The organism is Flavobacterium hydatis, assembly GCF_000737695.1.
GTDB classification, from domain to species: Bacteria; Bacteroidota; Bacteroidia; order Flavobacteriales; family Flavobacteriaceae; genus Flavobacterium; species Flavobacterium hydatis.
The window spans coordinates 81,678-107,693 of sequence record NZ_JPRM01000024.1; the positions used below are offsets into that span (position 1 = coordinate 81,678).

General features: G+C 31.6%; 30 protein-coding genes. 19 read left to right on the forward strand and 11 right to left on the reverse strand.

Features of this window, described 5'->3' with window-relative positions:
• The first annotated feature begins 22 nt into the window (after positions 1-22).
• Together IW20_RS15135 and IW20_RS15140 are read left to right on the forward strand one after the other, a co-directional pair.
• Complete coding sequence (locus IW20_RS15135) at positions 23-277, forward strand: acyl carrier protein (protein WP_035623971.1); 255 nt, start codon at positions 23-25, stop codon at positions 275-277.
• Complete coding sequence (locus IW20_RS15140) at positions 274-762, forward strand: 4'-phosphopantetheinyl transferase family protein (protein WP_035623973.1); 489 nt, start codon at positions 274-276, stop codon at positions 760-762. The genes IW20_RS15135 and IW20_RS15140 overlap by 4 nt, the downstream gene beginning before the upstream one ends.
• A gap of 98 nt (positions 763-860) precedes the next feature.
• Here the strand turns inward: IW20_RS15140 and IW20_RS15145 are convergent, their stop codons facing one another.
• Complete coding sequence (locus tag IW20_RS15145; protein ID WP_035623975.1) at positions 861-1,457, reverse strand: 3'-5' exonuclease; 597 nt, start codon at positions 1,455-1,457, stop codon at positions 861-863.
• Between the two features lies 1 nt (position 1,458).
• Complete coding sequence (locus tag IW20_RS15150; protein WP_035623976.1) at positions 1,459-3,372, reverse strand: DUF294 nucleotidyltransferase-like domain-containing protein; 1,914 nt, start codon at positions 3,370-3,372, stop codon at positions 1,459-1,461.
• 375 nt (positions 3,373-3,747) lie between these two features.
• Here IW20_RS15150 and IW20_RS15155 point away from each other — a divergent pair, with 375 nt between their 5' ends.
• The 12 genes from IW20_RS15155 to IW20_RS15195 all read left to right on the forward strand — a co-directional run bounded on the left by IW20_RS15155 (position 3,748) and on the right by IW20_RS15195 (position 9,909).
• On the forward strand, positions 3,748-4,806 hold the full coding sequence (locus tag IW20_RS15155; RefSeq protein WP_165571450.1) for a hypothetical protein: 1,059 nt from the start codon (positions 3,748-3,750) through the stop codon (positions 4,804-4,806).
• A gap of 255 nt (positions 4,807-5,061) precedes the next feature.
• Entirely contained in the window at positions 5,062-5,259 is a 198-nt protein-coding gene (locus tag IW20_RS26115; protein WP_131494834.1) for a hypothetical protein, read from the forward strand.
• A gap of 123 nt (positions 5,260-5,382) precedes the next feature.
• The gene (locus IW20_RS15160) at positions 5,383-5,616 is read left to right on the forward strand and encodes a hypothetical protein (protein WP_035623982.1); all 234 of its coding nucleotides are present in this window, start codon (positions 5,383-5,385) and stop codon (positions 5,614-5,616) included.
• A 47-nt stretch (positions 5,617-5,663) separates the two neighbouring features.
• Positions 5,664-5,864, forward strand: coding sequence for a hypothetical protein (locus tag IW20_RS26120; protein WP_131494835.1), 201 nt, complete (start codon positions 5,664-5,666; stop codon positions 5,862-5,864).
• A gap of 82 nt (positions 5,865-5,946) precedes the next feature.
• Positions 5,947-6,666 carry a hypothetical protein gene (locus IW20_RS15165; protein WP_035623983.1) on the forward strand — a complete coding sequence of 240 codons (720 nt, stop codon included), beginning with the start codon at positions 5,947-5,949 and terminating at the stop codon, positions 6,664-6,666.
• Position 6,667: 1 nt separating this feature from the next.
• Complete coding sequence (locus IW20_RS15170) at positions 6,668-7,183, forward strand: hypothetical protein (protein ID WP_035623986.1); 516 nt, start codon at positions 6,668-6,670, stop codon at positions 7,181-7,183.
• Entirely contained in the window at positions 7,183-7,362 is a 180-nt protein-coding gene (locus IW20_RS15175) for a hypothetical protein (protein ID WP_035623988.1), read from the forward strand. Before IW20_RS15170 ends, IW20_RS15175 begins: the two co-directional genes overlap by 1 nt.
• Positions 7,362-7,850, forward strand: a complete 489-nt coding sequence (locus tag IW20_RS15180) for a hypothetical protein (protein WP_035623990.1) — start codon at positions 7,362-7,364, stop codon at positions 7,848-7,850. Before IW20_RS15175 ends, IW20_RS15180 begins: the two co-directional genes overlap by 1 nt.
• Before the next feature lie 59 nt (positions 7,851-7,909).
• The gene (locus tag IW20_RS26350) at positions 7,910-8,074 is read left to right on the forward strand and encodes a hypothetical protein (protein WP_165571451.1); all 165 of its coding nucleotides are present in this window, start codon (positions 7,910-7,912) and stop codon (positions 8,072-8,074) included.
• Positions 8,067-8,591: a hypothetical protein gene (locus tag IW20_RS15185; RefSeq protein WP_051885796.1), complete on the forward strand. Its 525-nt coding sequence runs from the start codon at positions 8,067-8,069 to the stop codon at positions 8,589-8,591. Before IW20_RS26350 ends, IW20_RS15185 begins: the two co-directional genes overlap by 8 nt.
• 266 nt (positions 8,592-8,857) lie before the next feature.
• Positions 8,858-9,397 carry a hypothetical protein gene (locus IW20_RS15190; RefSeq protein ID WP_035623992.1) on the forward strand — a complete coding sequence of 180 codons (540 nt, stop codon included), beginning with the start codon at positions 8,858-8,860 and terminating at the stop codon, positions 9,395-9,397.
• A 2-nt stretch (positions 9,398-9,399) separates the two neighbouring features.
• On the forward strand, positions 9,400-9,909 hold the full coding sequence (locus IW20_RS15195; protein WP_035623995.1) for a hypothetical protein: 510 nt from the start codon (positions 9,400-9,402) through the stop codon (positions 9,907-9,909).
• Between the two features lie 672 nt (positions 9,910-10,581).
• On the opposite strand, the gene IW20_RS15200 is transcribed toward IW20_RS15195, so the two are convergent.
• Positions 10,582-10,995 (reverse strand): hypothetical protein, encoded by a 414-nt coding sequence (locus IW20_RS15200; protein WP_035623999.1) that lies wholly within the window; start codon positions 10,993-10,995, stop codon positions 10,582-10,584.
• A 150-nt stretch (positions 10,996-11,145) separates the two neighbouring features.
• Here IW20_RS15200 and IW20_RS15205 point away from each other — a divergent pair, with 150 nt between their 5' ends.
• Positions 11,146-12,375 carry a multidrug effflux MFS transporter gene (locus IW20_RS15205; RefSeq protein ID WP_035624002.1) on the forward strand — a complete coding sequence of 410 codons (1,230 nt, stop codon included), beginning with the start codon at positions 11,146-11,148 and terminating at the stop codon, positions 12,373-12,375.
• Between the two features lie 235 nt (positions 12,376-12,610).
• Here the strand turns inward: IW20_RS15205 and IW20_RS15210 are convergent, their stop codons facing one another.
• The 4 genes from IW20_RS15210 to IW20_RS15225 all read right to left on the reverse strand — a co-directional run bounded on the left by IW20_RS15210 (position 12,611) and on the right by IW20_RS15225 (position 17,939).
• On the reverse strand, positions 12,611-13,876 hold the full coding sequence (locus IW20_RS15210; protein ID WP_035624005.1) for an NAD(P)/FAD-dependent oxidoreductase: 1,266 nt from the start codon (positions 13,874-13,876) through the stop codon (positions 12,611-12,613).
• Positions 13,877-13,965: 89 nt separating this feature from the next.
• Positions 13,966-15,300 carry a DEAD/DEAH box helicase gene (locus IW20_RS15215; protein WP_035624008.1) on the reverse strand — a complete coding sequence of 445 codons (1,335 nt, stop codon included), beginning with the start codon at positions 15,298-15,300 and terminating at the stop codon, positions 13,966-13,968.
• A gap of 458 nt (positions 15,301-15,758) precedes the next feature.
• Complete coding sequence (locus tag IW20_RS15220) at positions 15,759-17,297, reverse strand: DEAD/DEAH box helicase (protein WP_035624010.1); 1,539 nt, start codon at positions 17,295-17,297, stop codon at positions 15,759-15,761.
• Between the two features lie 108 nt (positions 17,298-17,405).
• Positions 17,406-17,939, reverse strand: coding sequence for a DUF6155 family protein (locus tag IW20_RS15225; protein WP_035624011.1), 534 nt, complete (start codon positions 17,937-17,939; stop codon positions 17,406-17,408).
• A 104-nt stretch (positions 17,940-18,043) separates the two neighbouring features.
• Here IW20_RS15225 and IW20_RS15230 point away from each other — a divergent pair, with 104 nt between their 5' ends.
• On the forward strand, positions 18,044-18,328 hold the full coding sequence (locus IW20_RS15230) for a DUF3817 domain-containing protein (RefSeq protein WP_035624012.1): 285 nt from the start codon (positions 18,044-18,046) through the stop codon (positions 18,326-18,328).
• Positions 18,321-19,577, forward strand: coding sequence for a mechanosensitive ion channel family protein (locus IW20_RS15235; RefSeq protein WP_035624014.1), 1,257 nt, complete (start codon positions 18,321-18,323; stop codon positions 19,575-19,577). The genes IW20_RS15230 and IW20_RS15235 overlap by 8 nt, the downstream gene beginning before the upstream one ends.
• 105 nt (positions 19,578-19,682) lie before the next feature.
• On the opposite strand, the gene IW20_RS15240 is transcribed toward IW20_RS15235, so the two are convergent.
• Positions 19,683-20,066: an acyl-CoA thioesterase gene (locus IW20_RS15240; protein WP_035624017.1), complete on the reverse strand. Its 384-nt coding sequence runs from the start codon at positions 20,064-20,066 to the stop codon at positions 19,683-19,685.
• Positions 20,067-20,136: 70 nt separating this feature from the next.
• Between IW20_RS15240 and IW20_RS15245 the strand changes: the two genes are divergently transcribed.
• Positions 20,137-20,538: a hypothetical protein gene (locus IW20_RS15245; RefSeq protein ID WP_035624020.1), complete on the forward strand. Its 402-nt coding sequence runs from the start codon at positions 20,137-20,139 to the stop codon at positions 20,536-20,538.
• Between the two features lie 115 nt (positions 20,539-20,653).
• On the opposite strand, the gene IW20_RS15250 is transcribed toward IW20_RS15245, so the two are convergent.
• The 3 genes from IW20_RS15250 to IW20_RS15260 form a co-directional block, all read right to left on the reverse strand.
• The gene (locus IW20_RS15250; protein ID WP_035624022.1) at positions 20,654-22,396 is read right to left on the reverse strand and encodes a DUF885 domain-containing protein; all 1,743 of its coding nucleotides are present in this window, start codon (positions 22,394-22,396) and stop codon (positions 20,654-20,656) included.
• Positions 22,397-23,012: 616 nt separating this feature from the next.
• Positions 23,013-23,222 carry a hypothetical protein gene (locus tag IW20_RS15255; RefSeq protein WP_035624024.1) on the reverse strand — a complete coding sequence of 70 codons (210 nt, stop codon included), beginning with the start codon at positions 23,220-23,222 and terminating at the stop codon, positions 23,013-23,015.
• 229 nt (positions 23,223-23,451) lie between these two features.
• Positions 23,452-25,107 carry a M1 family metallopeptidase gene (locus IW20_RS15260; RefSeq protein WP_035624027.1) on the reverse strand — a complete coding sequence of 552 codons (1,656 nt, stop codon included), beginning with the start codon at positions 25,105-25,107 and terminating at the stop codon, positions 23,452-23,454.
• Between the two features lie 175 nt (positions 25,108-25,282).
• Between IW20_RS15260 and IW20_RS15265 the strand changes: the two genes are divergently transcribed.
• Positions 25,283-25,981: a carbohydrate-binding family 9-like protein gene (locus IW20_RS15265; protein WP_035624030.1), complete on the forward strand. Its 699-nt coding sequence runs from the start codon at positions 25,283-25,285 to the stop codon at positions 25,979-25,981.
• Positions 25,982-26,016 lie beyond the last annotated feature (35 nt).

A 26,016-nucleotide genomic window follows, 5' to 3' on the forward strand; every position in this document is an offset into this window, starting at 1 on the left:
AATTTAAAACTAATAATTAAATATGAACAACAATCAGATACTTACCGAATTAAAGAATATTGTAAAGCCTTATACTAAGAATGATGAAGCTTTTGAAAACTTTACAGAAGAAACAAATTTTATAACCGATCTAAATATCAATTCTGCCAATTTGGTCGATATTGTATTAGACGTCGAAGAAGCGTTTGATATTATAATCGATAATGAGTCGATGGAAAAAATGATTAATGCTAAAGTTGCTTTAAGTGTTATCCAAGCCAAACTCGATGAAAAATGATAGGCAATGACATTATCGATTTAAAAACTGCTAGACAGGAAAGTAACTGGAAACGAAAAGGTTTTTTGGATAAAATCTTTACTCCAGAAGAGCAATTTCTTATTCTGAATTCTGAAAAACCTGAAATCATGGTTTGGAATTTATGGAGCCGAAAAGAAGCCGCTTATAAAATATACAACCGCGAAACTAAAATAAGTGGCTATTTTCCAACCAAACTAGTTTGCTTTTACGAAAGTGCAAATTCTGGCACAGTAACTATAAACAACACATTATATTATACAAAAACTGTAATTACAGAAGATTGTATTGACACTATAGCTGTTGCTAAAAAGAATGATTTAAATAAAATCGCTGTTTTAGATAACGAAACTAAAATCTATAAGGATGTTGGGATTCCTTATATAATTGATGCAGTAACAAAATTTACAATACCAGTCTCAGTAAGTCATCACGGTCGTTTTATTAAGACTGTAAGAATTAAGTAGTAAACACTTATTATATAAACACAAATTCCACAAATTCACATTAATTGGTTTTGTGAAAATTTGTGGAATTTATATTTGTCTTTAATATTCTATAAATATTATTTTATTCCTAATCTTGATTTTAGTTTTAAGAACAATAAAGCAATTTTATATGCATCTTCCGCAGATGAATTTCTTTCGCTTTTTGGGATTTTATAAATTTCACATAACTCATCTAGAGAAAACTGTCGGTCATTGATATCGTGCAACTTACGATACATAACATCAACATCTAGTGCTTCATTTTTTAGCCTTCCGCAATCTAGTTTTTCTAAGGCAGCATTAATCATTTCGACATCAAAATTAATATGATGCCCAACTAAAATACCGTTCCCAATATATTCGATTAATCCTCTAAGCGCATCAGGCTCAGCTAATTTTTCCATTTTACTTTCTATAATAAACTCATTGGTGAGTCCATTATCATGAAAGAACTTATATTGTAACAAAACAGCTTCAAAGCTATCTTGAATTACAATACTATTATTTACAACAGCAAATGAACCAATAGATAAGATTACATCTTTTGATGGATTTAATCCAGATGTTTCGGTAGATAAAACAACAAAACGCTCTGATTTAGTTTCAAATTTAGCAAGGTATTCTTTCCAGAAATCAGGGTATTCTTTGTTGATATTTTTCAGCCAGTCTAACATATTATGAAAATTGGGTCAGTTGAAATTTACTCTTAATAAGCTCTTCAAGTTCTTTCATCGGAGCTAATGCATTCTTTAATTTTTCTTTATCACTTTTAGATAATTCTCTTAAATTTATATACTGTCCTGAGTCATCATTTTTAAAACCTTCAATAGTTCTAAACTTAGATAACGTTAAAAAAGCTTCAGCACAGCTAAGATAAATATCTGCATTCTTAGAATCTGTAATTGCTAATTGTTTAAATCTTAAATAAGTATTTTTTATTCCTTTTATGTTCGAGCTTAATATCAATAAACGCGCTCCATCAATTAATGGCATCAATGCACGGGTTTTAATATCAAACATAAATTTATGCGGTCCATCTTCTTCAACTATAAATTTCTTAAAGAAACTTAAAGGAGAATTTTTTCTCAAAGCATCATTTCCTAAGAAATCAAAGAATAATGTATTATTGATTGCGTTCTTGAATATAACATTTTCTATAGCTTCTTCTATTTTTGGCTCTCCAAAAACAATCTCATAATCAAAGAAAATACTACTTAAATCATTGCTATTTTCACCTGGAGTATTCATCCAACTATTATACTGTTTTGTCCAGTCTGTCAATGACTTACACCAAAGCATATTACTAGCCATGTGTCCGTTAGGGCAATAATCGTATCCTATTTTTTCTAACGTTCCTGTAGTTCTTTTCGCTAGAAGTAAAAAGTAATCTTTTACATCACGATATTTATCTGCAGTAACATCTTCAAAAATCAAGATACTATCCTGATCCGTCAATAAAAGTTGTTCTTTTCTGCCCTGACTCCCAATACTTAACCATGCAAATCGAGCAGGAGGTGAGCCCATTTCTAAAATTGAAAGCTCAACAGAACGTTTAATCAACGCTAAATTAATTTCGTTTGCAATATTACTTATATGAGAAAGCGGAATATTCTTTTGTATGTAATTCTGAATTAAATCAGACAAACGATCTCTGATTTGTTTTAAATCCTTTGGCAATTGCGAACGTTTGATTTCTTTTATCAATACACCAGGATTACTCGCTTGAGCAACAATTAAATCATGTTCAGAAATAACTCCTTTTACTGCAGATTTACTTGTTCCATCTTTTGTAACACATAAATGACTAACATTATGTTTTAGCATCAATAATTGAGCTTCGGCTAATGAAACATTTTCTATTACAGTTACAACAGGCGAGGACATAATTTTATCTACAGTTTCTTCAATTGAAAATCTACCTGTAGCAATTTTAGATGATAAATCGGCATCAGTCACAATACCAATTGGTTTATTATTGTCACAAACAACAACATTATCTACCATAGCATCTGTCATACGCAAAGCAACATCTTTTACAATATCACTTCCCACAGCTGTTAATGGTGAATTATTATACGTTAAGGACTGAATATATTGTATTTCAGACTGTTGATCTGAATAAAAAATATTATCAGAAATATGAGTTTTTGCGTCAGAATTGTCTTTTGTGTGACGTGTATTTGTAGCAAAACTCTCTAACAAGAAATTTAAAACATCTGGATTGTTTGCAACAAACGGTCTAAATACAGCGATTGGTATTGCATACACAATAGTTTCTTCTCTGGCTTTAGCGGTCATCATATAGTTATTCTTGGCAAAAAATGGGCGTAACCCAAATATATCACCATCATGACATTTATTTAATAAAGTTTCTTCGGCATCTGCAATTACAGACAAATTAATAACGCCTGAAGCAACTACGTAAAAACTATCGTGTAACGCATCGTTAACCTGAAATAATACTGCGTGTTTTTCTAAATTAATAACACGAATATTCGTTGCAATTTCAGATAATTCTTGAAAAGTCAAATTATCGAATGGCGGATATTCTTTCAGGAAATCTGCAATATGCTCAGCAATTGTATTCATAAGATTGATAAATTTTTAGAAAGTATCGTTTGTAAAAATAATAAAATAAACCCTTACAATGAAAGCATAAATAATTTTGAATCTATTTATTTTGCTGTATATTGATTAGCTAAAATAAGCAATAAAAGTATTCAATACCAAAGATAGGGATTGATATGATTGTTTTAAGGGTTTAAAAACATTCTATTTTACATAATATAAATTATAGGTCATTTTTAAAAGTGCAAATAATTGACATTCAAATAGTTATATATGTGTTCGCCCTGGCATTTAATAGCCAAAAAAACGAGTTATTAAACAAAACTTTAATCTATGTTTAACACTGGTTTAATTGATTCGCTGAAAATCCGCGTCAAACTTGATAAAGTTAAGATATTGGATAAAAGATTAATTACGGATTTTATCGCTTATTATCCATCTATTGAGCATCTTGATAATGATGGTAATGAGCAAACTAAACTTGGTGATGATTACCGTAAAGCTGAACCTTTTACTAAGATTATTAACGGAATTACATACCGTTTTTATATCAAAGCTTTTATTGATAAAAATAAATTGGCTCATGAATATGTAGTATTTCAAATTTCTGCAAAAATGTTGAAAAAAAGATATTTTGAAGGAATTACCTCAAGTAATTATCATTTAATTGTTGATGATATTAATTCATTTGGTGTTTTAAAAGTTTCAAAAGAAGATTTTTTACAAGGCTTGGTTTCTGATATTGATATCTGTATCAATCAACTTATTGATTTAAAAAGTTTAAAAACTGCATTTTCATTTATTCTACAAAATCCAAATTCTGGGCGATTACCTTTAATTCATCATATCAATAATTCAAATGCTTTAAAAGGTACTGCTAATTTAGGTATGGATTTTAACAAACGTGAAAAGGCTTCTAACTCTGCGCCATATTGTAAAATCTATCATAAAGGTTTCGAATTACTTTCTAAATCAATCATATTTTATAAAGCCTATTTAGAGCCTATGAAAAAAGCTGTAATAGATAATTTGGTACGTTATGAATTTACAATTAAAGCGCATAAACACAAAGAATACCTAATTAAACAAGGTTTAAAAGCTGATTTTAAGACATTTTACGATTTGTTACTTGCTAAACCTGACGATTTAAAGTTAATCGCTCAAACAGGCTTAAAATGTTATGTTGAAAAAAAGGAAAAATCTAATGTCGATAGAGAATTAAAACCTACAGATGTAATGATTCAATTTTATATTGAAAATTTAATAAAATTAGGATTCGATAAAGAAAAACTACTCGGATTTACATATTCAATTGATTGCCCAGTATCTCGCTCAAACACAAAAATCAAAGCAAAAAAGTTAATCGATGATTTAACGAACAGAGATAAAAATTTAAAAGCAGAAATAATCGAAAATGAAAACTCAAATATTTTCTTAAAAAATCTAGGGATATGAGAAAAAGAAGCACCTGTGTAAACTGCGGAAAGAAACGGTTCCATGAGCACCTAAGTAGCTTTGCTTTTAGTCACTGGGTGACACCAGTAACAAAATCAACTAGTTACCACTTTGCATGCATTACAAAAAAGAACGAAAAAGAACTTTCATGTTACGAAATCATACGTTTTAATGATTTCAATTGTGTAATAATGCCATATATAAAGCTATAAATGTCCTATGCGGTCGGACAATCTAATATAAAAACTATGAATTATGATTTCAAATTTAATAAACATACTACGTCATTTTATAAATTTTCTTAACAAGATAAATACAGATAATCGTTCAAAAGATTTACGTAAAATTCAATATCTAGAAGAAAAATTACATCAAAAAAAAAATGAAATAAAAAACTTAAAAAGCAATCATGCTAGAATAATTCTTTCAATGATGCATCATTATAATAAATAACTTAAATCCTTACAAATTATGTTAACCTCAGTAAATGCAAAAATCCCGACTGATGATAGTCGGGATTCAATTAAACTTTTCTTTAATCCTAGTCTATAATCAAACCTCTAAAATTCTTACAAAATGGCTGTTAAAAATCAATGCGAAAATTGCCACTATTTCAGTGGAGACAAACACAAGAATGACCCACGCACTAAACATGCAGGAATTTGCGCCAAATGGTGTGAAGTAGTTTTTAGAACTGAAAATTGTAAAGAATATTTTTCGAGTTCGAACGCTTCTGGAGACGAAATTTTTAAACCATTAATAGATGTGAACCAATTACCATCAGTAACACAATTGAATTTATTTAACTAAAAAAAGGGGAGCATCCTACTGCTCCCCTCCTATCAAAAAATTAAAATATGACTAATCAAAACCCCGCTTCATATTCAGAGTTTCAAAGAATCACTTCCAAAGATATTGAAATCCTTTTAATCTCGATATCTCCTAGGACTGCAACGCAGTATTTAACGGACATTAAGAAAGAATACGGCATTAAAACAGTTCTTTTTTCGCATTTTAAATCCTACTTTAAAATTGCAGAAACTAGCAAAAACACGTAAAAACTTCTAAACCGCAATATCTGCGGTTTTTTTATTCCAAATTTTGTGCCAATCATTAATCAATCATTAATCATAGGGTATTATGGAATTATTTAATTCACAAGGTCAAAATGTAACAAAATCGCCTGTCTTACTTGTAACTAAGGCAATCGGTTCTCTTATCGTTTCTACTTCACTTGATGTAGAAGCATTGACAACTGAGCAAATCAGTATCGAGGTCGAGAAGTTGACAGGGAATTTACAAATCACAAAAGGTTTTATGTCTTTAGCAGATTTTATCTACTTGACTACTTTCAATGGGGATGCAGTAACTGCAGACACAAATTACAAAACAACTGCAGAGTGTGAAATCTGCGAAGATGGTGCAATTTTCTTAAATGAAAAAGATGTTATTAAAATTCAATTAACAGGTCTTAAAACTGATGAGACTTATGTTTTAAATGGCATTGAAATGCCACAAACATCAGAAAAAACGCTTTCATTCGAAAACAAATCGATGGCATCAGATGAAAAGAACAAAGTTTTTGATATCTACCATTGCGATTTAGCCCTTTTAGACAATTCAAACACAATTGAAGAGGTTTCATATACCTATTTAAATGATGTGGTAGTAAGATACACTTTGCATGAATTAAGAGTATTAAGTCGTTCTGTTGACCCAGTTGCGTATGTTAAACAAGATGGTATGGTAAAAAGTGGTTTTGGTGCAAAATTACAACTTCCATTATTTGGTGTTAGATCTGTTGAAATTAGAAAAGCGCAAGGTTCTATCGTAAATCTTTTAACAAGATTGGAGGCTTAATATGGGGTTCTTCAAAAAATTAGGAAACGCAGTAAAAAAGGGCGTTAAACAAATATCCCTTAAAAACGCTGTTAAATTTGGTACTCCCCTATTAGGAGCAATACCAGTCGTTGGTTCTACATTAAAAGATGTTGTTACAGGTATTTCAGAAGCCGACCAATTGAGAAAACAAGCACGTGAAGCCGAAGAACAAGGAAAACTTGCAGATGCACAAGCTTTACAACAACAAGCTGATTATTTAGCGCAATTGAAAGGTGCACAAGTTGGACAACAAGCGGGAGGTGTCATTAAAGCATTTACAAAAGGTGCTACAGACGAAATGCTTGCATCGGTTTCTAATACTTCAAAAGAGTTTGTTGGTAATGTTGGTGCTTCTGTAGCTGACCAGTCTATTAAGGCTTGGTTTAAAAAGCATTGGAAAAACATGCTAATTGCTTTGTGTGCTATAATTGGCGGTGTTTACATCTACAGAAAATCAAAAGCAGACAAGAAAAAATCATTTAATCGTAGAAAATAATGAAAGCATTATTAGGTACTGTCGGAATTGGAGCAATAGAGGGGGTTCAACATCTCCCCGCTCCAAACGTCACCATGGAGATTGTAAAAGTTGTTGTTCAAGTAATACTTGGAGTTGCAACACTTTTCAAAATGTTTAAAAAACCAAAAGAAGTAATTAGTAATCAAAATCAACAATAATGGCTCAACAACAGTACTACAGAGGTAATGATGGTAATTTCTACCCTGTACAGAACCAAAGCAACCATTCAAATAATAACAATCATTCAAATGGTCAGAAACCAATTTATAAACGTAGCGGTGCTGTTTACTCACGGATCAGAAATGGAAATTTCGAGGGTGACACAATTGTAAATGCATGGCGTTCAACAAAATTGGGATTAATGAAAGCTACTGTTGCACCGTACAGCGGTCAGGGTGGTAAAGGTCGAGAAATCGTAAATTCATCGGGTAAATCAGGTAATCAAGATAAAGAATATCAAAAAATGATTTGCACCATTCAAAACACTTCTTTAGGTACTAATCAAACTTATCATGTTTTAATGAATTTGAAAACTCAAGTTATCGTAATTCAAGAACTTGGTTTATGTATTACACCAAATGGAAGTGGAACAACCAAAAGCGGTAAACGTGTAACAGGTTATTTTGGTAAAAATTATAAATCATAAATCATAAAGCCTTTATCACGGTAAAGGCTTTTTTTTCAATCATCAATCAAAAAATCATTATGAAAAAATTAGGTGGAATCGTAGGAGGTTTAAAGTTTATTTTAAAATATGCAGTTTACATTACCGCACTTATTAAAATTGTTCAATTCGCTATAGCAACTATAGACGAAATTAAAGAGCAAGAAGAGCCGAAAGAACCTGCAAAAATCGTAGAGCATGAGTAAGTCTTTTTTAAATAATCATAGCGTTAGAGGTCTTCGAAACAACAATCCGGGCAATTTGATTTATACAAATATCGCTTGGCAAGGAAAAATCCCAAAACCTCAGAGCAAAGATGCTAAATTTGAGCAATTTACTTCTATTACTTACGGTCTTCGTGCCATGTTGAAAGATTTAATCAATGACATCAATAAAGGTCAGAATACTGTTAGAAAACTCATAAACGAGTACGCACCAAAATCGGAAAACAATACAGCCGATTACATCAAAAGAGTATGTAATACCATCAAAGTTGACCCTGACGAGAAAATTACTGCTATAAACAATGATTTCTTAATCTTGCTTACTAGAGCAATTTTAATGGTCGAATTAGGTAAAGCACACAAAGAAGTTACTGATACAGACATTAACGAAGCCTTACAGCTTTTAGGTGATGTTAGTACCACAAAATTGAAAGTCACTATCACAAAAGGATGGAAGATTTTCGCACCAGCAATACTTTTTGTTGTCTTTTTTTTTTAATTAATCACTTTCACAATTCAAAATCTTTAACTAATAAATCAAAATCCAAATGGAAAAATTAAAAACATTCGTAGTAGTAAATCAATTCGCAATCATCGTGTCTATTGTAATATCAGTCATTATCTTAGGATATAAAGTACTAATTCAAGACAAAAAGTAAAACATGCCGTTTTTACTACCACTTTTAGCACTATGGAGAGAGTTTAAAATACTCTCTCTTATAGGCTTTTTACTTTTATTGTATATCGTTCATAAAGTTTTCAAAGATGAAGAAACCACAAAATAAAACAGATTACCCAGAAAAGATAATGCAGTTTCTTAAAAAGTACTGGCTTTTTATTACTGCAATATTAATCGGATATCCATATCTAAGAAGATACATTGAATCGCAATCGCAAAAAACTGATGAAGCCGTATTAGAAAATTCAGTAAAAGAGAAAGAAGCAAATGTAAATTACGTCAAAGAAATCAAACTAATTGACAATACCAATCCACTCACGCAAAATGCAAAAAGGCTTAAAATTACGGCTTCAAAAGATTTGCATGCAGCGTCACAAAGTTTAGCTTCAGATTTCGGAGTACAATACTCTGATAAAGGAAATTGGTACGATTTTTTAAATCCTAGAGGTTGGACAGAAAATGATGTAAATATTCGAAAAACCTTAGTACTCTACAGGAACTATTTTCCTATCCTAGAGAAGCTATATTTTGAAGTTGATACAAATAGTCGTTCTCTGAGAAAAGATATCTTACAGTACTTAGATAAGGGCGAATTGACCTATTTACGTAAATATTTAAAAATCTAATTATGTATACACTATACTATGTTAATGAAAATATGAACATTAACACTCTTGAAACCGCTTCATTAGATGAACCTTTACGAATCCCTGAAAGATTAATTTTTGTGGCTCTTCGAGAGGGTATTAATTTTATTAAAGAACCTCATAAATGTATTGCATTTACTGATTTTGAACGTTTAATCATGTCTAGTGATTATAATGATCTAAATTTCGTAAATGAATCACATTATAGAAAGGAAAATACATATCTTGAACCATTGTGTCAGGTGAATCCTCCATTAATTTTGGATAGAGTTGAAACAGATGAAGCCTTTTGGAATTATCCAAAGCCTGTTTTGGTTTTAGGAAGTAAACTAGAAGAAGGTCCATATTATCCGCTCATAAGGGATAATGAATCAAGTTCAATGTTTATTAACAGCGCGCCCATGATGACTAATGTCGATTATTGGGTTATGCTCAAAGATGTGGAAAAGGGCATTTTTTCTAATAAAAAACGTCATGCTATGCCTGTTTAAAAATTTAACATTTAATTTAAATAAATATGTATATTTGTATAAACTTCAAGGAGGGGCAAAAGTAGTGGAATACTTCTCTCGGCGATAAAAATCTCATATCATGTATATTTCCAAAACTATTTATACCAATAGTATGCTCATTAATTTGGGTGTACTATTTTTTTTTATCTCTTACCTCCTACTAGGTCCCTTTATTTTTTTTTATCTCTAACCCCTATCACATGGAAGATTTTAAAAAGAAGAATGATTACTCAGTAACGGTATATCAAAATCAACAGAAAAGACTCTTTACAGAGTATGTGCATAACATTTACACTTACGCTCAATGGCTTAAAAAACAGTCTATAGCGTGGGATTACTTATTAGTTTACGTTAGGCGCACAAGACAAATCCTTTGTTACTATAAAAATGGGGATTTTTTAGACTCCTACCCCACTTTCAAGAGTAGGGGCAGAGTTAAAAACAACTGGTAATATTATAAACAAAAAAAGAGCCTCAAACGGTAGTGGAATACCTCGGCTCTCATTGATAAAAATCTATGACAAAGATAATACAATTTTTGAATTTCCAAACACATAATATAAATTATAGTTCATTTATATACTAGCTTAAATGGGAACAAATAAAAAACCACCTTATTGCTAAGATGGTTTACTTATAATATAAATAATGTTAATATTTCTTTAGATAAACAGATTTTCCGTTTATAAAAACTTCATATTGATTTTTGTCATCATAAAAAACCGTTTTATAAACATCTCCTTTAAACAGAGAAATGTCTCCACGAGTTCTTCCGTCAGTTTTTGTTGTATAATCAAATTTGATTGATTTATTATACGGCCCAACTGCCAAACTATAATCTGAAAATGGTGTTCCTTTTAAATCGAATTCTTGTCTAGAATCGATAATTTTTCCGTCTGAATAAAAATTTGTTATTTGTTTTGTAAGCGGAATATCAGGATAAAACTGATTTACTTTTTTAATAAATTCATACTGCTCAACGCTTACAGGCTCAATTTTGGAAGTAATTGTCTGAGAAAAAGAAATTGTAGTAACTAATAGTAATAATAAGGCACATCTTTTCATAATTGATAATTTTAAATTAATAATTATAGCCCTTTACAAAGCTAACTATGTTAAAAAAATGGTTTTTTCATTAAAAATTTCTTTAATGAATTAACAAGGTACGAAATATTTATCTTTGCCATGAAATAAAAAAAATATTTTTAAAATACAATGACTACAAAAAAATACATTCAACTTATACTTATTTTAGGTTCTCTAACTGCTTTAGGACCATTTTCTATTGATATGTATTTACCTGGTTTCTCTGATATTGCAAAAGACTTAAATACCTCTGTTGCAAAAGTTTCAATGAGTTTATCTAGTTATTTTATAGGAATTTCGGCTGGACAATTACTTTATGGTCCGCTATTAGACAGATTCGGACGTAAAAAACCGTTATTTGTTGGATTACTAGTTTACATCTTGGCTTCCTTAGGATGTATTTTTGTTACTGATATTGATACTTTTATTGGTTTACGTTTTCTTCAAGCTGTTGGTAGTTGTGCTGCAACTGTTGCTTCTGTAGCTATGGTTCGTGATCTTTTTCCTGTAAAAGATATTTCTAAAGTATTTTCTATGTTAATGCTTGTTGTGGGTCTTTCGCCAATGCTTGCGCCAACTATTGGTGGTTATGTAACATCATATTCTGGTTGGCACACTGTATTCTTTATATTAATGTGTATGGGAATCGTTATTTTATTGGCTTCGCAAATTGGTTTACCAAACACTCACAAACCGGATACATCTATTTCATTAAAACCAAAACCTATTATTGCCAACTTCCTTAAAGTGGTAAAAGAACCTCAGTTTTTTACTTACGCTTTTACTGGTGCTGTATCTTTTTCTGGATTATTTACTTATGTAGCGTCCTCTCCTATCGTTTTTATGGATATTTTTAAGGTTGATGCTAAAGTTTATGGTTGGATTTTTGCCTTTATGTCATTGAGTTTCATTGGTGCTAGCCAGCTTAATTCTTTTTTATTAAGAAAGTTTTCTAGTGAGCAAATGATATTTGGTGCGTTGATTACTCAATCTGTAATTAGTATTGTATTCTTGATTTTGGCAATGAATAATCTTCTAGGTTTATATGAAACAATTGGTATGTTGTTTATTTATCTTGCTTGTTTAGGGATTTCGAATCCTAATACTGCTGGTCTTACAATGGCACCTTTTGCAAGAAATGCTGGAAGCGCGTCGGCATTAATGGGTGCGATTCAGCTTGGTTTAGGCGCTATTGCATCATTTGCAGTTGGTATATTTGTTGTAAACTCTATTATTCCGATGGTTGCCATCATGACTACAACTACAATTACAGCATTTATAATTTTAAATATCGGTAAACGTTTTATAAAAGAAAAAATTGCTGCTTCTAATGATGAAGAAACAGCAATGATTCATTAATAAAATATAGTTTGTACAGAGGAACGCGGATTAAACGGATTTAAAAAACTATAAGATGTCGCTCCGCTGGAACTTCTAATGAAAAATAAAATTTAGATTATTTACTCCATCTTAACTCTTTGCTAAAGAAACGCGCAATACGGATTTACAGAAATAAAAACACGGATTAAAAGATAAAAATCTGTTTAATCCGTGTTCTTCTAGACCAAGTAAATCTGAGTCCGAAAAATCTCTTTTAATTTATTGCTTTTTTATCAGGTCTGATAATCATACGCAATGATTGGTCTTTTGCAAAATAAGCAATCATCCAATTATAAAAAGTACTAAGGCGGTTACGATATGTTATAAGCGAAACTAGGTGTATAAATAACCAAATTGCCCAAGCCAGGAATCCGTTGAAATGCCATTTTGGTTTTGGTAAATCTACAACGGCTTTGTTTTTCCCAATAATTGCCATCGAACCTTTGTCTACATATATAAAAGGTTTTAATGGTTTATTTTGAGCAAGTGATTTGAAGTTTTTAGCTAAGTTTATTCCTTGCTGAATCGCTACTTGTGCCACTTGTGGATGTCCGTTAGGAAACGCAGGATCTGTATCCATGATAGATGTATCTCCTATGGCATAAACATTCTCAAGTCCGTTTACTTTATTGTACGCATCGGTTGCCATACGTTTGCCACGTCCGTAACTTTCCATCGGAATACCGTCGAAAGCTTTGGCCGAAACTCCGGCTGCCCAAATTAGGTTTTTGGTATGAATAGTTTCTCCATTTGAAAAATATACAATATCATCTACATAATCTGTAACTCTATTGTTTAGTTTCACTACTACACCCAAATCAGTAAGTGCTTTTAAGGTATCTTGTTGCGATGCTTTGCTCATTGGTGCCAATAGAGCATCTCCTCCATCGACTAAGTAAACATTACTTGCTGTGGTGTCTAGTTCTGGATATTCTTTTAATAGGATGTTTTTACGCATTTCGGCAAACATTCCCGAAACTTCAACTCCTGTTGGTCCGCCTCCGGCTACAACTATGGTTAATAATTTACGGCGTTTACGAATATCTTTGGTAATAGCTGCTTTCTCAAGATTTTTAAGCAGCGTATTGCGCATTACGATGGCGTCATTTAGTGTTTTCATCGGAATGGCGTTTTTCATTACGTTTTCCATCCCGAAGTAACTGGTTTCAGCTCCAGTTGCAAATACTAAATAGTCGTATGCTAATTCTCCGTTATTAAGAATTACTTTATTTTCGGAAGGAACTACTTCTTGTAGTTCTCCTAATCTGAAATGCAGGTTTTTTTTACCTGCAAAAAATTTTCTGAATGGATAGCTAATGCTTGATGGTTCTAAGAAAGCAGTAGCGACTTGATAAATAAGCGGCGGAAAAAAATTATAATTGTTTTTGTCTACAAGTGTAACTTGGATTTGATTGTGATTGACTAGTTCTTTTGCAAGATTGATTCCTGCAAAACCGCCACCTATAATAACTATTTTCATATATATGTTATTTTATAAGTAAGTTTGATTTTAAAAAAATTACCTTATAAAAGTACAACATTAATATGCAATGACAATTGTCAGTTTTGTTACTTTTTGAATTTTTTAACAGGTTTTTCAGCCACTTCAGTTTTGTTTTGCAACAAATAATTAGCAAGCAATTTTTCTATCAATTCGTCTTTGGTTAAATGATGAAAAACTGTTTTTACTTTGGTTTTTAAATCTGTAGAAACGTCGTGATTTGGCTTTGTTTTAAAGATTTGTTTTGCCCACAATAAGGTATTGTTTTCTTCAAGACTTGCAACTGATGGTTTCTTGAACTCGGTGAATTTAATTCCTAATTCTTTTTCAAAATCTGCTATTTCTACTACTTCTTCTGGTTGTAAAACAGTAAGCGAAAGTCCCTTTGCTCCTGCCCTTGCGGTTCTACCACTACGGTGTACATAAGCTTCGTAAGCATCTGGTAAATGGTAATTTACAACATAAGAAATTTCTTTAACATCTATTCCTCTTGCAGCTAAATCTGTTGCTACTAATATATTGATGTGTCCTTCACGAAATTGTTCCATGATTCTATCACGTATTCCTTGTGACAAACTTCCGTGTAATGCTCCTGATGAGAAACGGTTTATGGCTAAGTTTTTTGCCAATTTATTTACAGCTGCTTTTGTTTTACAGAAGATAATTCCGCGTTCTCCATCTCTAGGGTTTAAGAAATGCATTAATACTTCTAGTTTCTCGATTGGGTCAACTACAATATATTCGTGATCAATTCCTTGGTTTCCTACCGTTTCCATATTAGCACTTACCTGAACTACATTTTTAGATAAATAGTTCTGAATTAATTGCTTAATTGTACCTGGCAATGTTGCCGAGAATAATAACGTGGTGTGTTTTTTTGGTAATTCGGCTACGATTTCGTCCAGACTTTCTTTTAGGATAGAAACCATTTCGTCGGCTTCGTCTAAAACAAGGTATTGTGTGTCTTTTAGGTTAACCGCTTTACGCTGAATTAAATCGATTAATCGTCCTGGTGTTGCAACTACTATATGTGTAGGTTGTGTAAGACGCTCAATTTGTGGTTTTATTGGGATTCCTCCGCAAGTTGCAGCAATTGAAACTTGTGGCAGGTATTTTGAGAAATCTTCTAAATTTTTAAATATCTGATGTCCTAATTCTCTTGTTGGAACTAAAATTACAGCTTGTACCGTAGGAACTTCAGGATTTATTAACTGCAATAATGGTAACCCGAAAGCAGCAGTTTTTCCTGTTCCTGTTTTTGCTAATCCTACTACATCACTGTTATTTGCTAAAATAAGCGGAATTGATTTCTGCTGTATTTCTGTTGGTGTAACAATATTTAATTCGGTTAACGCTTTTAATATCGGTGCTGAAATTCCTAAATCTGAAAATTGTTTTGACATTGTTTAATTTATTTAAAAATTGAAAAATTTAAAGATTTAAAGATTTCTGATTGTGTGTTTTTTACCATTAAGAGATTAAGGAAATTTAAGCTTTATCTCTTAAATAGTTTATTCTTTTTTTCTTGCCACTGATTAGATTAAAAGGATTCTTTTCTCAAATCTGACGTTGAATCAGTTTGCACTGAATTTTTTATTTTACCATTAAGAGATTAAGTTTCATTTAGACTTGACTTAATTTTTCTTAATCTCTTAATGGTTCAAAATTTATATTTTATTATAACTACGAAACTCCTAGCCCTGATGGTAACGGCATCCTTTTATTTTTTTTCTTTAAAAAAATAAAAGATATAGTGTACAGCAGGAAATAGCTTCTAAAACTCCTCGACTCACAGTAACAAACTATTTCAGAGTGACAAACTTTTGACTTTAAGACTTTCGGCTTTCAGACTAAAAGTGCATCAATCTGGTTCGTTCATTATTTTTTCACGGTATTTTTTACCGGTTAATAATACTAATCTTAATTTGTAATCGTCTATAAGCCATTCGCGGTAATTCTTACTACACTGGCTTAAACATTTAGAATAACGCTTGATTCGACAATCGATGTCGTCTTCTAGTTCTTTTCCTAATGCTTTTGCTTCTTGTAATGTTTCGGTATTATCTACACACATTGCCGCGTGTTGCTCTAGTGATTTATCCAAAACTACTTTTGAACGTAAATTTTGTGCTATGGCAATTTTATGTTCTTCATCGACATCAAAAGTTACATCGGCTGTTTTGCTGAATTTTGCACGCAATTCTGGTGGCATGCTGTATTTAAAATACAATTCGATTTCGGTATCATCACGTAAATTCTCCAAATAGAATTCTGGCGATTTAAAGATGTGTTGCCAGTTTACTGGCTCGCTCCATAAACCAAAACGTGCTGCATTGTTTCCTAAATCGATAACTGTAAATTCGTCTTTATTAGGTAACTTTCTTGATCCACGACCAATCATTTGGTAATATAATGTCAATGATTTGGTTGCTCTGTTTAAGATAATAGTTTCTACCGTTGGCTCATCAAATCCTGTGGTTAAGATTCCTACCGATGTTAAAATAGCATCTGGAGTTTTCTTGAACCATTGCAAAATATCTTTTCGTTCTTCGTTGCTACTTGTATTATCTAGGTGGCGTATATCGTATCCTGCTTCTCTAAATGTTTCGTACACATATAATGAAGTATGGATACCATTATTAAAAATTAGGGTTTTCTTGCCTAATGATCTCTCTGTATATGCATGCAATAATTTTTCTTGCATGATTGTATTTGTATATAAATCATCTGAAGATTTTACGGTGTAATCTCCATTGATACCTACTTTTAATGATGTTAAACCTACATCATAACTATAGGTTGTTGCTCTTGCCAAGAATCCTTTCTCGATTAATGAACCGATTGTGTCTCCTACAATTAGTTCATCGTAACTTTCGTGCATTGGCAATTTAATATTAGAACTTAACGGCGTTGCTGTTACTCCTAATATAAATGCATTTTTAAACGAGCTTAATAGTTTTCGGAAGGAGTTGTAATGCGCCTCATCGATAATTACTAAACCAATATTATCTAAATGTAGTTTTTCGTCATTAATACGGTTTTTTAATGTTTCGACCATAGCTACAAAACAAGAGTACTCGTTTTGATCTAAAAGTTCTTTTACTTTACTATTGATTATCTTATTTTTAACACCAAAACCTTTCAACATTTTTGAAGTTTGCTTGCAAAGTTCAATTCTGTGTGTTAAAACTACTACTTTTTTATCGTGTTGTGACAAATAACGGCGTACGATTTCGGAAAAAACTACTGTTTTTCCTCCACCTGTAGGCAATTGATACAACAAATGATGTTGTGCCGAACCGTTATCTAAACGATCAAAAATGGCGTCGATATCGCCTTTTTGGTATGCATAAAGTTCTTTTTTTTCTTCTCTTTCTATTTCTAAAGTGTTTTGAGACATTGTATTTTATTGGTTTTTGCAAAAATACACCTAAAAAACAGTTATTCTGCCTTTTTTATCTTAAAATAAAAGGAAAAGTTTCGCTAATATTTAATTATGAATTCGGTTCTAAAAGGTCATTTTATCCAAAATTACTTCAAAATCAGGCTCGTTTTTCCATTTTTGGGTAATAGTTTCCTGATGAATTTGATTAATTCGGGATTTAAATTCGGCTAAAATTCCGTTAGAAATTATAAAATTCACGGCTTGCTCGAATGAATTAAACATACTTTTGTAAAAAAGTTCTTGCTTTATTGTGTTTTCCGAAGAAAATGTTTGAGCAATTTCGATGTTATAAAGCATAACATCGGCAATTACAAACGGATCTACACCTAAAAGTATAAAGTGTTTGATGTATTTTTGGGCTACAGACCGGCGCATTTTTGGTTTTACGCGACGTCTTGTTGCTTTTGCTTTTACTGGAAAATATTCGTGCGAAATTTTTAGTTTGCATTCCTGCAAAAGTGTTTCTTCTTTTGGATTAAAAACAAAATCATAATAGACTTTTACAGGGCTAAATTTCTCGTATAATTCGATTATTTGCTCTTCGAGTTGTTCTTTGGTAAGATCGTTTAAATATTTTTTTAAATCGCGTTTACTCATTATCACTGTTTAAGATTGTAAAAGTAAATTACTTTAGCTTCCGATGCTCTAAAAATCAAGCAGAATCATTAATTTTACCGATAATAATTTAAAAAAATAATTAAATGCTCAAGATTTTTAAGATTACAGCGATTTTAGAAGGAATTTCATACTTGGTTTTATTCTCTAACATGCTTTTTATTAAGCCTACTAATTTTCCTTTATATAAAACTTTATTGTTCCCGATAGGAATGAGTCATGGTTTATTATTTATTGGTTATATCTTATTGGCTATTTTATTAAAAAGTGCTCAAAAATGGGACTTTAAAACATTTATGTTGATTTTGGCTGCTTCTGTTATACCGTTTGGAACTTTTTATGTTGAGTACAAATACTTAAAAAATGCCTAATTTTTTGGAGAAAATATTTAACTTTTTATACCCTCTTTTTAGAGACTGGGGTATGAGCCGCAATATTGCGTCTTATCTCAGCCTTATTATTAATATTGCTTTATTAATTATCATGGCTTATGCTGTGTATTATGTAGCAAAATTTGTTTTGGTTACGCTTACAGCTGTTTTTGCCCAAAAGACAAAAACTAAGTTTGATGATTTTTTAATTAATAATAAAACAACTAAATATACGGCTTACTTAATTCCGTTTTTCTTTATTTATAAAGCTGTTCCGATTATATTGGATAAATATGAATATTGGGAATTAATCTTCGGAAAAATAGTTGGCGTTTATATCGTATTATTATTGTTATGGATTATCCGTACGGTATTTAATTCGCTTAAGGATTACTTAAAGCAAAAACCCGAATATAGCGATAAACCTATTGATAGTTTTATTCAGGTTGTCATGATGGTACTCTGGATTTTTGGGGTAGCTATTATTATTTCTAAATTATTCGGAATCAAGCAAGGCGAATTGCTAACTATTTTAGGAACGCTTTCGGCAATTATTATCTTGATTTTTAGGGATACTATTCTTGGTTTTGTTTCTAGTGTGCAGGTTGCGATAAACGATATGGTTCGTATTGGCGACTGGATTACGATGGAGAAATTTGGTGCCGATGGTGATGTTATCGAAATTAATCTTACTACTGTAAAGGTTCGAAACTTTGACAATACAATCACTACGATTCCTACTTATGCGTTGAGTTCGGACTCGTTCCAGAACTGGCGCGGGATGCAAAAATCGAATGGGCGTCGTATAAAAAGACATATTTTGATTAAAACGAGTACAATTCGTTTTTTGTCTGATGAAGATTTGGCTATGATGAAAAAAATCCAACTCATTGCTCCTTATATCGAATCTCGTCAGGCCGAAATAGAAAAGTTTAATGCAATGCATGGTATAGATAAATCACTTGCTTTAAACGGTCGTAATATGACTAATCTTGGTTTGTTCAGGAAATACATTATTCAATATATGGTAAATCATCCGGGATTAAATAAAGAAATGCATATGATGTGCCGTCAGTTACAATCTACAGCGCATGGTGTGCCTCTGGAAATTTATACTTTCTCAAGTGATAAGCGTTGGGCTAATTATGAATATATAATGGCGGATATATTTGATCACGTTATGGCTTCGGTTGCCTATTTTGATCTTGAGATATTCGAATTACCATCTAAGATTGGGCATTTAGATTAAATACTCAAAATACAATTCTTAAACCATATAAGTTATATAAGGAAATATAAGCTTTGCTTAAATGAACTTACATAACTTATGTGGTTATTTTATATAATTTAAAAACTACAGACGGTCTTTTACGTATTCTATCTTCGTTTTTCCGTGTGCTTTTGGTTTTCCATCTTCTCCCAGATTTACCATTGTAATATTATCGATTGTAATAATAATTTCTCTGGTCATCATGTTTCGTACAATACATCTTAGCACTAGCGATGTGTTTCCGAACTTAACTACATCTATCCCAATTTCGACAATATCTCCTTGTCTGGCTGAGCTTTTAAAATTAATCTCGGACATGTGTTTGGTTACTACTCTGTAGTTTTCTAACTGAATGATGGTATATAAAGCCAACTCTTCGTCTATCCATGCAAGTAATTGTCCTCCAAATAAAGTTCCGTTTGGATTTAGGTCTTCGGGTTTAACCCATTTTCGAGTATGAAATCTCATAATTGTTAATTTATTAGTAACAAAAATAACATTTTAGTATCATTATTTTTTTTAATTTTAAGAGAAAAACATGAGCCAGCGAGATACTTTTTTACAAGAATTCCGAGGACCAACTTTAGGCACTGTAAATGCTCAATCTTCTGCAGATGAATTATTTCAAAACGAAGTACTTCGGCCAATTTTACAACTTCAAAATGATTTATTGGTGGATGTTTTTATAAATTATGTAAATAAAAACAAAACCGATTTTTATTCTTACACCGTAGAAAAGAAACTATCGGTAATTGAAAACGCTATTCAAAAAGACATTAAGTTCCGAAATTCATTAAAAGGAATGGTTATCGCTCTTTTTACTCTAGATGAATATCAGACTTATATCCTGAACTCATCTAGCCTGAATAAAAGAATGATGAATCTAGTCATTGAAAGACTTAAAAGCCAGATTCAGTTATTTGAACTAGAATCTAATTAGAAGAAATGTCTATAACAGAATGCGGATGATGCGGATTTACTGAAGTAAAGACGCTGATAAAAACGGATTAGAAACAATAAAGCCTTTAGAATGATCTAAAGGCTTTATCTGTTTTTTATTTTTTGCTAGTCATTAGCTCTTTTATATATTTTACCGGAGCACTACCGTAGCTTAGGAATTTTTCATGAAACTCTTTTAAGTTAAATTTCGTTCCTTGTTCTTTTTTTAATGCTTCTCTAAAATCATAAATCTCTGTATATCCTGTAAAATAAGAACATAACTGCACTTGAGATAATGTTACGCGTTTCCATTTTCCATCAGCTTCTGCTTGTTGTTGGAAAGCTTCTTTAGTAAGTAAAGCTATTGCAGCTTCTTTGCTCATATCTTTTGTATGCACACTATAATCTAATATTGTGTTACAAGTTGTTCTTAGATTCCATTTGTAATACATCAACCACATTTCGTCTGAGTTTTTGTATCCGCTTTCTAGCATCATTCTTTCAGCATAAACTGCCCAACCCTCTACCATTGCTCCATTTCCTAAAATAGATTTTATGATGCTTGGCGATTGGTTGCTGTAAACTAATTGTGTGTAATGTCCCGGAATTGCTTCATGAATATTAAGAATCTGCAAGATATAATCGTTGTATTCTCTTAAATAACTTTCGGCATTTTCGGCTGTCCAACCTGCCATACTCCCAACATTGTAGTATGTATTTGCATTTTTATCGTAAGGCCCAGGCGCAGATATCGAAGCTCCCGCAACACCAGCCATATAAGCAGGCTCTTTTCTTACTACAAGTGGTTTTGATGGATCTATATATAGTAAATCTTTTGCCTTAACGTAAGCTACAAGCTCAGGAATTTGCTTTTCTATTTCTGATTGAAATTTCTCTGGAGTTGTATGTTGCAACGAAATTTTATCGATTACTTGCTTAATTAATTCTAGTTTATCTGTTGGTTTTACAGCTGTTCCGTTATATTTTGTCCAAAGTTTATTAGCAAGAACAAACATTTTATCATGCAAATCATTCTTATGGTTTACTGCAATTTTAAAAATTTCATCTGCAGTATATCCTGACTCAATATCAAAGTTGAATTTTTTGGCATATAATTCAGAACCTAATCTAAATGAACGAGGTGTTTTATTGTCTAGTTTTTTCAACCAATTAGCATAATCTGTAATTGCTTTTACTGATACATCTGCTTTATCAGTAATTGCCTTTTTCTCTTCTTCAGATAATTTACTTTTGCTTAAAGCAGCAACTAAATCTTCTTTAAAAACCGAAGTCCCTCCTAGATTTTGATCTATTGCAAGTGCAGTATGTTCTTGGGTTGGGTTTTTAATATTCAACTTGGCTGCTTCATAATAAGCAGGAATTGCATTCATTTTTAAATTAAAATTACGCAACCTAACATCTAATGAATCGTATTTACCGTTTAATATTTCTGCAAAAGCACCGCAAACATTATATTCAGATGGATCCCATTGTCCTGATTTAAGTTCGTTTATGCTAAAAAGTGTTCCTTCTAGCTGATTTTTAATCATATAAAAATCAGTTTTGTTGTTATCTGAAAGACTTTCTAATGAATATTGTTTTAATGAATCTAATTGAGAATTAGCAAAATCCAATTGTTTCTTTTGGTTTTCGGCATTTGGTATAACCAAAACGCTATCTAATTTGTGATATCCTTGGCTTGCTGCCCAATCAGGATTCAGTTTCCATAAGTCGGTTATAAAACCATCCTTATATTTCTCGAATTTTTCATTTGTAGCTTTATCATCACCTGTTTTAGCATTTTTATTACAGGAAACGAGTAAAGCAACAATAACAATAGGAATAAAAAGTTTTTTCATATATATAATGTATTAAACCGATAAAGATAAAAAATGATCTTTATCGGGGCTATTTTATTTTTATTAAATGAAGGGTTGCGTAAACCTTTGTGAACTCTGCGGTTAATTCTTAGCCACTGATTAAAAGGGGCAAATGGATTTAAAACAGTTAGCCACGAATTGCACTGATTTACTCTAATTTTAAAACTTTGCAGTCTTTGCGTAAACCTTTGTGAACTCTGCGGTTAATTCTTATCTATTAACCACAATCTTGTCACCCTGACAGAGGAAGGGTCCCCGCAAGAAACTAACAAAAAGTATTTTCAGATTATCGAGTTACTCGTGGAGATTGCTTCGCCAGTTCGCTATCGCTCGTGTCTTCGTTCCTCAGAAAGACAAGATTGTAGCGAATTAGATTGTCTAGAACTTTGCGGTCTTTGCGTAAACCTTTGTAAACTCTTCGGTTAATTCTTAGCCACTGATTAAAAGAGTTAAATGGATTTTAAACAGTTAGCCACGAATTGCACTGATTTACTCTAGTTTTAAAATTTTGCGGTCTTTGTGGTTAAATCTTTACCACAAATTAAACATAATTAGAAAAGGCTTCCAGTTACGGAAGCCTTTCTTATATATATTATTATCTGCAATAACAACATGTTGATGTACCTTGCAAACAAACATCTCCTTGTCCTGGTGTGTTAGATAGCACTCCTCCTGCTTCTCCACACAATCTGTCGCATAATCCGATTGTAGGATTCACGTATGGAAGTTTTACACCTCCGAATATTAATTTTTGAGCGTTATTACTAATAATTTCAACATTTTTTAGGTTTTTTAAATTTTTCATAATTGTAATAATTTGATTTTTTCCTACTCGTTAGCTTTTCGGATTACGCTTTTTAGTTTGCTAATAGTTAATAAGTTTAGCTAATCTAAATTATAAAAATAAATAACATAATATAATTTATTTACAAATTTTATAACAAATAATAGTTTTATTATAAAAAGATTTGAATTATTATCAATAAAAAAAGGCTTCCGAATTGGAAGCCTTTGTGTCTATTTTATACAGATTCTTATTTTGTAATATTAAATTCAGAAACATAAAAATTGATATCTAGTTTTAAATCTGTTTTTTCAGATTCTACTTTTAGATTACTCCATTCTGTTACTGGTTTTAACCAAGTTTCAACACCGTTTAAAGTAACTTTAACTGGCATATTAAATCCTGCTACTGCATTTGACCAACGATATGCTAATTGTCCTCCTTTAAAATAATACTCTAATGTTGGAATCATCGTTGTTCTTAAATATTGATCGAATACTGGAGTTAAGTTTATTCCAGCTTCTTTACTCATATAATTTTCTATTTGTTGTGTTGTAACTGTCTGGTGATAGAATGTAGCATTTAATCCTCTTAAAATAGCTCTCCATTTTTCATCATTATTTACTAATTGGCGTATTGTATGTAGCATATTAGCTCCTTTTTGGTACATATCACCCGAACCTTCATTGTTTACATCATAATTACCAATGATTGGTTTATCATTACGAATAACTTTTCGGCATCCTCTTACGTATTCTGCACCAGCATCTTTACCATAATAATACTCTACAAATAAGCTTTCAGAATAGTTGGTAAAACTTTCGTGAACCCACATATCTGCAATGTCTTTATAGGTAATATTATTGGCAAACCATTCATGTCCTGATTCATGAATAATGATAAAATCAAATTTTAATCCCCAACCTGTTCCGCTTAAATCACGTCCTAGGTACCCATTTTTATACTCATTACCATAAGTTACACTACTTTGGTGCTCCATTCCTAAATAAGGAGCTTCTACTAGTTTGTAACTATCTTCGTAAAAAGGATAAGGACCAAACCAGTGTTCAAATGCTTTTAGCATTCTTGGAGCATCTTTAAATTGTATTTTGGCTTTTTCTAAGTTTTCTCTCAAAACATAGTAGTTACAATCTAAATCACCTTTTTCTCCTTTATATTTTTCAGAGAAATTAACGTAATCCCCAACATTTATATTTACACCATAATTGTTAATTGGATTAGCAACGTACCAGTTATAAGTTTTTGTACCATCTTTTAACTTTTTCACGCTTTGTAAACGACCATTAGAAACATCCATTAAATGTTCTGGGACGTTTACACTAATAAGCATATTCTCAACTTCATCATACATATGGTCTTTACAAGGCCACCAAACGCTAGCTCCAAGCCCTTGGCATGATGAGGCGATAAAATCATTGCCTTTACTATCTTTTTTCCAAGTAATTCCTCCATCCCATGGCGGTCTTACTGCAACTTTAGGTTTTCCTCCAAAAAATATTTTAAGTTCTTTTACTTCTCCAACTTTTTGACTTGCAATTAATTGAATAAAGAATACATTTCCTTCTCTTTCAAACTTCAACTCTTTACCATCTTGGATAACTTTATAGATATCCATTGGTTTTTGCAAATCGATTTGCATTTTGTTGTAGTCTTGTAAAACGGTATATCGTATAGTATTTGATCCCGTAATCGTACTATCTTTTGGATTTACTTTTACATCCAGATGATAGTATTTTAAATCCCACCAAGCTCTCTCTTTGGTAATACTACCGCGTAAGGTGTCTTGTCTTGTAAAGGCCATTTCGGACTTATTGAGAAGCCCTTGTGCACTTGCGTAATTAAAAACAAATGCTGTGAAAAAAATAACGCTAAAACATTTTTTCATGAATTGTAGTTTTTGGATAATAGATAATTTTTGGTATTAAATTTTTATTTCAACAAATGTAACTAATCGAATTAAATTCGTGATAGTTTTCATTTTTTAAATTATTGAAATATTAGCTATTGTCATCTAAATTTTCTTGCTTATTTTAGCAAGATATAAAGCTATAATCCTAGTTATGAAGCTCTCCCATTTATTTTATTGTGTAGTTTTAAATTTTCCACTTTTATCCTATTCTCAAACTTTTCCTATTCATAGGATAACAAATACTATTACTATCGATGGTGATTTATCCGATTGGAAAACACCGTTTATTGGTCCATTTGTTATACATGATTCTGGAGCAAAAACTACTCAGGAAACATACGTTTCTCTTTCTTGGGATAATGAAAACTTGTATTTAGGGTATAAAAGTAAAGATTCTAAAATTGTTGGTTCAGCTATTAAGCATGATAGCCAAATATTTAATACTGATGATTTGGTCGAGTTGTTTCTAGATCCCGATGGCGATTCCGAAAACTATATCGAGATTGGAGTCAATGCTTTTTCAAGCAATTATGATATGATTATACACTGTCTTTCGCCTTCTTGTGGTGGCTGGGATACAGATATTTCTTTGGATATTACGGGATTAAAAACCGCCAGCAAAATTAATAAAGACGGTTATGATGTCGAAATTATGATTCCGTTTTCTAGTTTAACTTCTGTTAAAGATGCAAATTTCACAACTCCTGTAGTTGGAACAATATGGAAAGGGAATCTTTTTAGAATCGATTATGGTAACGAAACCGAATATCAAGCGATTTCTCCTTATGATGGTTCGCAATTTGGGTTCCATCAACCGAATCAATTTAAGTCTTTTGAGTTTGTTGAATAAAGGTTCTGAGGTTCTGAGAAGCAAAGGTTCTAAGG

Excerpts from the sequence above, each read along its gene's own strand:
- IW20_RS15135 (WP_035623971.1), top strand. The coding sequence starts at position 23 with ATGAACAACAATCAGATACTTACCGAATTAAAGAATATTGTAAAGCCT.
- IW20_RS15140 (WP_035623973.1), top strand. The coding sequence starts at position 274 with ATGATAGGCAATGACATTATCGATTTAAAAACTGCTAGACAGGAAAGT.
- IW20_RS15145 (WP_035623975.1), bottom strand. The coding sequence starts at position 1,457 with ATGTTAGACTGGCTGAAAAATATCAACAAAGAATACCCTGATTTCTGG.
- IW20_RS15150 (WP_035623976.1), bottom strand. The coding sequence starts at position 3,372 with ATGAATACAATTGCTGAGCATATTGCAGATTTCCTGAAAGAATATCCG.
- IW20_RS26115 (WP_131494834.1), top strand. The coding sequence starts at position 5,062 with ATGATTTCAAATTTAATAAACATACTACGTCATTTTATAAATTTTCTT.
- IW20_RS15160 (WP_035623982.1), top strand. The coding sequence starts at position 5,383 with ATGGCTGTTAAAAATCAATGCGAAAATTGCCACTATTTCAGTGGAGAC.
- IW20_RS26120 (WP_131494835.1), top strand. The coding sequence starts at position 5,664 with ATGACTAATCAAAACCCCGCTTCATATTCAGAGTTTCAAAGAATCACT.
- IW20_RS15165 (WP_035623983.1), top strand. The coding sequence starts at position 5,947 with ATGGAATTATTTAATTCACAAGGTCAAAATGTAACAAAATCGCCTGTC.
- IW20_RS15170 (WP_035623986.1), top strand. The coding sequence starts at position 6,668 with ATGGGGTTCTTCAAAAAATTAGGAAACGCAGTAAAAAAGGGCGTTAAA.
- IW20_RS15175 (WP_035623988.1), top strand. The coding sequence starts at position 7,183 with ATGAAAGCATTATTAGGTACTGTCGGAATTGGAGCAATAGAGGGGGTT.
- IW20_RS15180 (WP_035623990.1), top strand. The coding sequence starts at position 7,362 with ATGGCTCAACAACAGTACTACAGAGGTAATGATGGTAATTTCTACCCT.
- IW20_RS26350 (WP_165571451.1), top strand. The coding sequence starts at position 7,910 with ATGAAAAAATTAGGTGGAATCGTAGGAGGTTTAAAGTTTATTTTAAAA.
- IW20_RS15185 (WP_051885796.1), top strand. The coding sequence starts at position 8,067 with ATGAGTAAGTCTTTTTTAAATAATCATAGCGTTAGAGGTCTTCGAAAC.
- IW20_RS15190 (WP_035623992.1), top strand. The coding sequence starts at position 8,858 with ATGAAGAAACCACAAAATAAAACAGATTACCCAGAAAAGATAATGCAG.
- IW20_RS15195 (WP_035623995.1), top strand. The coding sequence starts at position 9,400 with ATGTATACACTATACTATGTTAATGAAAATATGAACATTAACACTCTT.
- IW20_RS15200 (WP_035623999.1), bottom strand. The coding sequence starts at position 10,995 with ATGAAAAGATGTGCCTTATTATTACTATTAGTTACTACAATTTCTTTT.
- IW20_RS15205 (WP_035624002.1), top strand. The coding sequence starts at position 11,146 with ATGACTACAAAAAAATACATTCAACTTATACTTATTTTAGGTTCTCTA.
- IW20_RS15210 (WP_035624005.1), bottom strand. The coding sequence starts at position 13,876 with ATGAAAATAGTTATTATAGGTGGCGGTTTTGCAGGAATCAATCTTGCA.
- IW20_RS15215 (WP_035624008.1), bottom strand. The coding sequence starts at position 15,300 with ATGTCAAAACAATTTTCAGATTTAGGAATTTCAGCACCGATATTAAAA.
- IW20_RS15220 (WP_035624010.1), bottom strand. The coding sequence starts at position 17,297 with ATGTCTCAAAACACTTTAGAAATAGAAAGAGAAGAAAAAAAAGAACTT.
- IW20_RS15225 (WP_035624011.1), bottom strand. The coding sequence starts at position 17,939 with ATGAGTAAACGCGATTTAAAAAAATATTTAAACGATCTTACCAAAGAA.
- IW20_RS15230 (WP_035624012.1), top strand. The coding sequence starts at position 18,044 with ATGCTCAAGATTTTTAAGATTACAGCGATTTTAGAAGGAATTTCATAC.
- IW20_RS15235 (WP_035624014.1), top strand. The coding sequence starts at position 18,321 with ATGCCTAATTTTTTGGAGAAAATATTTAACTTTTTATACCCTCTTTTT.
- IW20_RS15240 (WP_035624017.1), bottom strand. The coding sequence starts at position 20,066 with ATGAGATTTCATACTCGAAAATGGGTTAAACCCGAAGACCTAAATCCA.
- IW20_RS15245 (WP_035624020.1), top strand. The coding sequence starts at position 20,137 with ATGAGCCAGCGAGATACTTTTTTACAAGAATTCCGAGGACCAACTTTA.
- IW20_RS15250 (WP_035624022.1), bottom strand. The coding sequence starts at position 22,396 with ATGAAAAAACTTTTTATTCCTATTGTTATTGTTGCTTTACTCGTTTCC.
- IW20_RS15255 (WP_035624024.1), bottom strand. The coding sequence starts at position 23,222 with ATGAAAAATTTAAAAAACCTAAAAAATGTTGAAATTATTAGTAATAAC.
- IW20_RS15260 (WP_035624027.1), bottom strand. The coding sequence starts at position 25,107 with ATGAAAAAATGTTTTAGCGTTATTTTTTTCACAGCATTTGTTTTTAAT.
- IW20_RS15265 (WP_035624030.1), top strand. The coding sequence starts at position 25,283 with ATGAAGCTCTCCCATTTATTTTATTGTGTAGTTTTAAATTTTCCACTT.